We start from the raw sequence: 5,396 nt of genomic DNA, 5'->3' as shown, positions 1-5,396 counted from the left end.
CGCCGCAGGCGGCGAGCCCGAGCGAGAGCAGACCGGCCACGACCGCGGTCGAGGCGGACCTTCGCGAAACAGTGAACATAAGCGCTTCCTCAGGAAGTCGGCGGCAGGCAGGCTCCTGCTGAAAAACGATTTAACAAGTTGAGCTGGACAGTAGAACCAAGCTCCCGGGGTGTCAATGGCACATGAACACGCTGTTTCCGTAGCGTTACACGGCACCTGCCCCGATGATCTCGGCGCTCCCCCGCCCGCGCGGGCGGTCACAGCAGAGCATCCAGGACCGTCATCTGTTACCACGTTTTAAACATTCCGGCACCTGGTGGGTCCCCTGCGACGAACGGCCTCCCGGACCGCGAGTGCGGTCCGGGGGAGGACACGAGGTGCCTGGTCGCTCTACTGGTGACGATCACTACTTTGTCGACGAAGTCGAAGTGACTTCCGCAACTCAGACATGTGCGCCTCCTCTCACCGAAGGCGTCGTACCTGCTGCGCCTGCCGATCCCCATCGCGCTTGCGCCGAGATCTCGCGGATCCGTGCCGCCAGAACGACTCGATGGCGCTCTCCAACGCCATTTCCGGCGTGGCCCCCTTTGCGCCTGCCCTTGGCCGGATAACCGCTGGCTCCCCTGCTCGACATCGCCATATTCTAAAATGATCATTTTCTACGAGGATGTCCCCCAACCCCGTCATAAGGACAACAGATTCCATGAGGCGATGGATTGCTCCGATGGCCGTGTCACTGCTCACGCCCATGTTGGTCTTCGCTGACTCCGCCTCCGCGCGAGCGGCCCCCACCGACCCGGTGACCGCGTTGAAGCGGCAGTTCCGGAGTGGTCACGGTGTCAAGGTAAGCGAGACCACCCGAATCGATTTCGGCGAAGGGGAGCCGATCACGACCAGACGTCACGGCAGGCTGCAGTTCGGCCCCTCCGGGCTGATCGCCCGCGACACCACCCAGCGTGTCGTGACCGACACCGCCATCGTGTCTCCGCAGCGCACGATCATCATCGACGGCCAGCGCTACCTCTCCGGCGGAAGCTACGACCTCGTGGAGTTGCCCGAGGGCAAGGAGTGGGTCCGGAGTGCGAAGGAACCGCAGGCCATCGGAGCGGCGTACGGCGATGAGACGCTCAACCTGTTCGAGTTGGTCACGCTCAAGACACTGCTGCGGAGTTCGGCCAGGAGCCGTTCCGCCAGTCTGACCAGCTATCGGGGCAGCATCTCTTATAGCGAGCTGTACAGGCTCTCCAGGTCCTTTCGGAACCTGACCTCCAGACCGACTGGCGACTTCGCCAGGATTCGAATCGGCTGGCGGCTCTGGACGGACGGCACAGGCCTCGTGAACCGGGTGGTCACCAAAACCGAATATCCCAAGAAGTGGTCACTGACCATGAAAAGCGACACCCGTTACACCGGCTGGGGATCCCGGATGACCATCGCTCCTCCACCCCCCGGCCAGATCGTCGACGAAAAGGACCTCAAGAGCGGCCCCGGACTGGAAGAAGCTCTGGCCGAACGCTGACGAGCGCGCGGCCGCGCGGGAGAGAGCCAGAGGGAAAGACGACCCCATGAGCTGTTTCACCTGCCGTCTCTGACATATCACCCATATCAGGAAGGGCTTTCCGGCTACGCTTGGACCGTGCCCGTCTACGTGGCCGTGGATCTCGGAGCTGAGAGCGGCCGGGTGCTGACCGGCGAATTCGATGGTGAACGGCTCGCGGTGCGGGAGGTGCACCGCTTCGCCAACCGGCCGGTCCGCGTCCTCGACGGCCTCTACTGGGACGTGCTCGGGCTGCTCGCACAGACGCGCGGAGGCATCGCGCTGGCCGCCGCCCGCGGTCGTGTCACCAGCGTGGGCGTGGACGCCTGGGGCGGCGACTTCGCCCTCCTCGACCGTGACGGGCGACTGCTGGCCAACCCCCGCCACCACCTCGATCCCTACACCTCCGGCCTGGCTGGCCTCGTCTCCTGGCAGGACCACTACGAGCTGACCGGCATCCGCCCCGGGCCCGGCACCACGGCCTGCCAGTTGCTGGCGCACGCCGGATCGCCGCTTCTGGAGGCGGCCGACCACCTGGCGATGGTGCCGGACCTGTTCACCCTCTGGCTGAGCGGTGAGATGGTCACCGAGCGGACGATCGCGAGCACCAGCCAGCTGCTGGACGTCAGGACCGGCCGCTGGGCGAGCAGCCTTGTCACCCGCCTGGGCCTGCCCCGCCACCTGTTCGCCCACCGGCTCACCGAGCCGGGCACGGTCGCGGGACCACTGCGGGAGAAGGGCGGGGACGGCCCGGGTGGAGTCGTGGTCGTCGCGGTGGCCGGACACGACTCCGCCTCCGCTGCGGTGGCGCTGCCCGTCTCGTCCGGCTCTGTCGGCTACGTCTCCTGCGGCACCCGCTCGCTGGCGGGACTGGAGCTCGACGCCCCGGTCACGAGCCGGGCGGCCAGGCTCGCGGGCTTCAGCAACGAGGGCGGCGTCATGGGGACCGTGCGATTCACCCGCGCCCTCAACGGCCTGCTGCTGCTCCAGGAGTGCCGCAGATCCTGGGGCGTGCGCACCTCGTACGCGGACCTGGTCGCCGAGGCCGCCGCCACGCCCGCCTTCGGGCCGCTGATCGACCCCGGCCACCCGTGGTTTCTCGAACCCGGCGACATGCCGGCGAGGATCGCGGCCTACTGCCACTCGACCGGGCAGGCGCCGCCCGCCGGCCGCGCGGAGACGGTGCGCTGCGTCCTGGAGAGTCTCGCCTGCTCCTACCGTTGGGCCCTGGAGCAGGCCGAGTTCCTCAGCGACCGGCGGGTGGAGGCCGTGCACCTCGTGGGGGCCGGGGCCTCCAGCGAGACGCTGTGCCGGCTCGTCGCCGACTTCGCCGGACGGCCCGTGCTGGCCGGTCCCGTGGAGGCGACCGCCGTGGGAAACCTGCTCATCCAGGCCATGGCCGACGGCCGCATCGGCTCCCTCACCGAACTGCGCGAGGTGGTCCGCCGCTCGTTCCGGCCCCGGCCGTTCCCACCCGGCCGCGAACGGGAGCCGTACGAGATCGCCTACTCCCGATACCGGCAGCTCACCGGGATAGACAGATTCCACGTCGACGCGGAACCCGGGCTGAGCGTCGGCACCGAGCACTGACCCGGGAGCAGCCGATCCCAGCGGTTTCTCACCCCCGTCCGGCGAGCGGTAACCTACCTGCCCCGACACCTGCGTACCTGAGTAGTCGGCTCCGGAAGTCCTCCGGGGGGGTTGGCGTGACGGGTGGTCGCGTGGCCCGAGGTACTCAGGCGTGCAGACCGCTGAAGGGATGCGATCACTACGGTCTTAGCGGGATAGTCCCAGCTTGCCCGCCCGCAGCCCGGCCTGGAAGCGGGAGTCGGCCTCGAGCTTGGCCATCAGCTCAGCCACGCGCCGCCGATAGGTGCGTAGCGAGACGCCGAGCCGTCTGGCCGCCGATTCGTCGGTGAGTCCCGAACCGAGGGCTTCGAGGATCATGCGGCTGTCGGCATCGAGGTGGGGGATGTCGCTGCGCAGACAGGTGTCGAGATCGACGGCGGTGTCCCAGACCGCCCGGAACAGCGAGTGGACGCCGTCGACCAGGATCTGCGACGTCGTCACGGTGTACTCGCGGCCGGTGGGTGTCTCCCGGCCGGCAAGGATCATCACCCGCCGGTCGATGAGGATGGTCTCGTGCGGCAGTTGGGAGCCGCCTATCCGAACGAGAGCGCCCTTGCTCTGCAGCAGCCGCAGGTGCGCCCGGGCCTCCTCGTCGGCGAGCGCGACCGGGCTGAGCAGCTTTCGAGAGGTGAAGCCCGAGGCATCCGCAGTACCCATCCGGTTCCGGATCGCGGCCCTGGCCTCCGGCTGCGACCAGGTCTTGAGGTCCCGGGCGGCGCAGAGGAACTCGGTCTGCGCGGACTCGAAGAGATGACCGGCACGCGCGATCAACTCTGCGTCCCCTCGCACTGAGAACACCTGTTCGTTCCGCATCCCGCCAGTCTGGCAGCAAGCTGCCACGAGCTCGCTGGGCGTCGTGGCGGCGGACACGATGAGCCTCGTGACGATCGAGACCTTCTCCCTCGGCGGAGACCTGACCATCAACCGGCTCGGCTTCGGCGCGATGCGCCTGGCGATGGGCACCTTCGACGGCCCGCCGCGAGCTCCTGAGAGTGGCATCGCCGTGCTCCGGCGCGCCGTGGAGCTGGGCGTGAACCACATCGACACGGCGGGCTTCTACGGCAGGGGAGCGGTGCGGGCCAACGAATTGATCCGTACGGCGTTGACCCCCTACCGTGACGATCTGGTGATCGCCACGAAGGTCGGGCCACTGCCCGGACCAACCGGTGTGCCGAGCGAGCAGGTGCCGCCTGATCAGTTGCGCGGCCTGGTCGAGGCGGATCTGCGCTCTCTCGGCCTGGACCGGCTCGACCTGGTTTATCTACGGGTCGGTGGGATGACCGGACCAGGGGGCGAATCGATCGCCGAACGGTTCGCGGTGCTGGCCGAGCTCCGCGCGGAGGGGCTGATCCGGCACCTGGGCGTCAGCAACGTCGACGCCGCGCAGCTCGCCGAGGCCCGGGCGATCGCGCCCGTCGCGGCGGTGCAGAACCGGCACACCGGTGACATGGGACTGCTGGCGGAATGCGAGGAAGCGGGCATCGCGTACGTGCCGTACTTCCCCCTCGGCGGTGGCGGCCCGCTCGACGCCGACCGGCTCGGCAAGGTCGCAGCACGCCTGGGCGCGACCACAGCGCAGGTCCAGATCGCATCGCTGCTGGCGAAGTCGCCGTCGGTGCTTGCGATTCCGGGCACCGGTTCTCTCGATCACCTGGAGGAGAACCTCGCGGCGCACGATCTCAGCCTCGGTGACGAGGACCTGTCTGACCTGCGAGGCTAACCGATCCCGTGCCCGTTGCTAAGGTTTCCTCCGTGAGAGCGTTCGTCGTGACCGGGCCTCGCCGCTTCTCCGTGTGGGACGTCGAGCCACCGGCCCCCGGCCCCGGGCAGGTCGTCGTCGACGTGGAGCGGGCCGGGGTGTGTGGCACCGACATGGAGTTCTTCAGCGGGGAGATGGCCTACCTCAACGAGGATCACGCCCGCTACCCCATCCGACTCGGCCACGAGTGGTGCGGGAGGGTCTCCTCGGTCGGCGAGGGCGTCGAAGACGGCTGGATCGGCACCCGGGTCACCGGTGACACCATGCTCGGCTGCGGACGGTGCCGCCGCTGCCTGGGCGGGCTGCAACACGTGTGCGAGGACCGCTTCGAGATCGGCATCCGCGGCGGGTGGCCCGGCGCTCTGGCCGAGCAGCTGCCGGTCGTCCTCGCCCCGATGGCCGGGATAACCAACACGGCGTTCCGCGCCCTCTGCCGGGAACAGGGCGGCGGTCTGTTCGTCTGCGAAATGA

The 5,396-nt window shown here is 68.5% G+C and carries 5 protein-coding genes; 4 read left to right on the top strand and 1 reads right to left on the bottom strand.

Annotated features, from left to right (window positions below):
- Nucleotides 1–724: 724 nt before the first annotated feature.
- Together ABZ260_RS45605 and ABZ260_RS45600 are read left to right on the top strand one after the other, a co-directional pair.
- Complete coding sequence (locus ABZ260_RS45605; protein ID WP_355630658.1) at nt 725–1,519, top strand: hypothetical protein; 795 nt, start codon at nt 725–727, stop codon at nt 1,517–1,519.
- 117 nt (nt 1,520–1,636) lie between these two features.
- Nucleotides 1,637–3,127 carry a rhamnulokinase family protein gene (locus tag ABZ260_RS45600; protein ID WP_350965821.1) on the top strand — a complete coding sequence of 497 codons (1,491 nt, stop codon included), beginning with the start codon at nt 1,637–1,639 and terminating at the stop codon, nt 3,125–3,127.
- Between the two features lie 186 nt (nt 3,128–3,313).
- Here ABZ260_RS45600 and ABZ260_RS45595 read toward each other — a convergent pair whose 3' ends face one another.
- Nucleotides 3,314–3,955, bottom strand: a complete 642-nt coding sequence (locus tag ABZ260_RS45595) for a DNA-binding response regulator (RefSeq protein ID WP_355630655.1) — start codon at nt 3,953–3,955, stop codon at nt 3,314–3,316.
- Between the two features lie 82 nt (nt 3,956–4,037).
- On the opposite strand from ABZ260_RS45595, the gene ABZ260_RS45590 reads away from it, so the two are divergent.
- Both ABZ260_RS45590 and ABZ260_RS45585 read left to right on the top strand, forming a co-directional pair.
- Nucleotides 4,038–4,886: an oxidoreductase gene (locus ABZ260_RS45590; RefSeq protein ID WP_355630661.1), complete on the top strand. Its 849-nt coding sequence runs from the start codon at nt 4,038–4,040 to the stop codon at nt 4,884–4,886.
- Nucleotides 4,887–4,918: 32 nt separating this feature from the next.
- Nucleotides 4,919–5,396 (top strand): alcohol dehydrogenase catalytic domain-containing protein (locus ABZ260_RS45585; protein WP_355630652.1); only part of this gene is annotated, 478 nt, incomplete at its 3' end.

Origin of the sequence: Streptosporangium sp. NPDC006013 (genome assembly GCF_040614275.1) — a bacterium.
Lineage (GTDB): Bacteria > Actinomycetota > Actinomycetes > Streptosporangiales > Streptosporangiaceae > Streptosporangium.
Note: the sequence above shows the minus strand (reverse complement) of the source record. Positions and strands in the feature narration are given on the sequence as shown.

Coding starts and splice junctions, on each gene's coding strand:
- ABZ260_RS45605 (WP_355630658.1), top strand. CDS start 725: ATGGCCGTGTCACTGCTCACGCCCATGTTGGTCTTCGCTGACTCCGCC.
- ABZ260_RS45590 (WP_355630661.1), top strand. CDS start 4,038: ATGAGCCTCGTGACGATCGAGACCTTCTCCCTCGGCGGAGACCTGACC.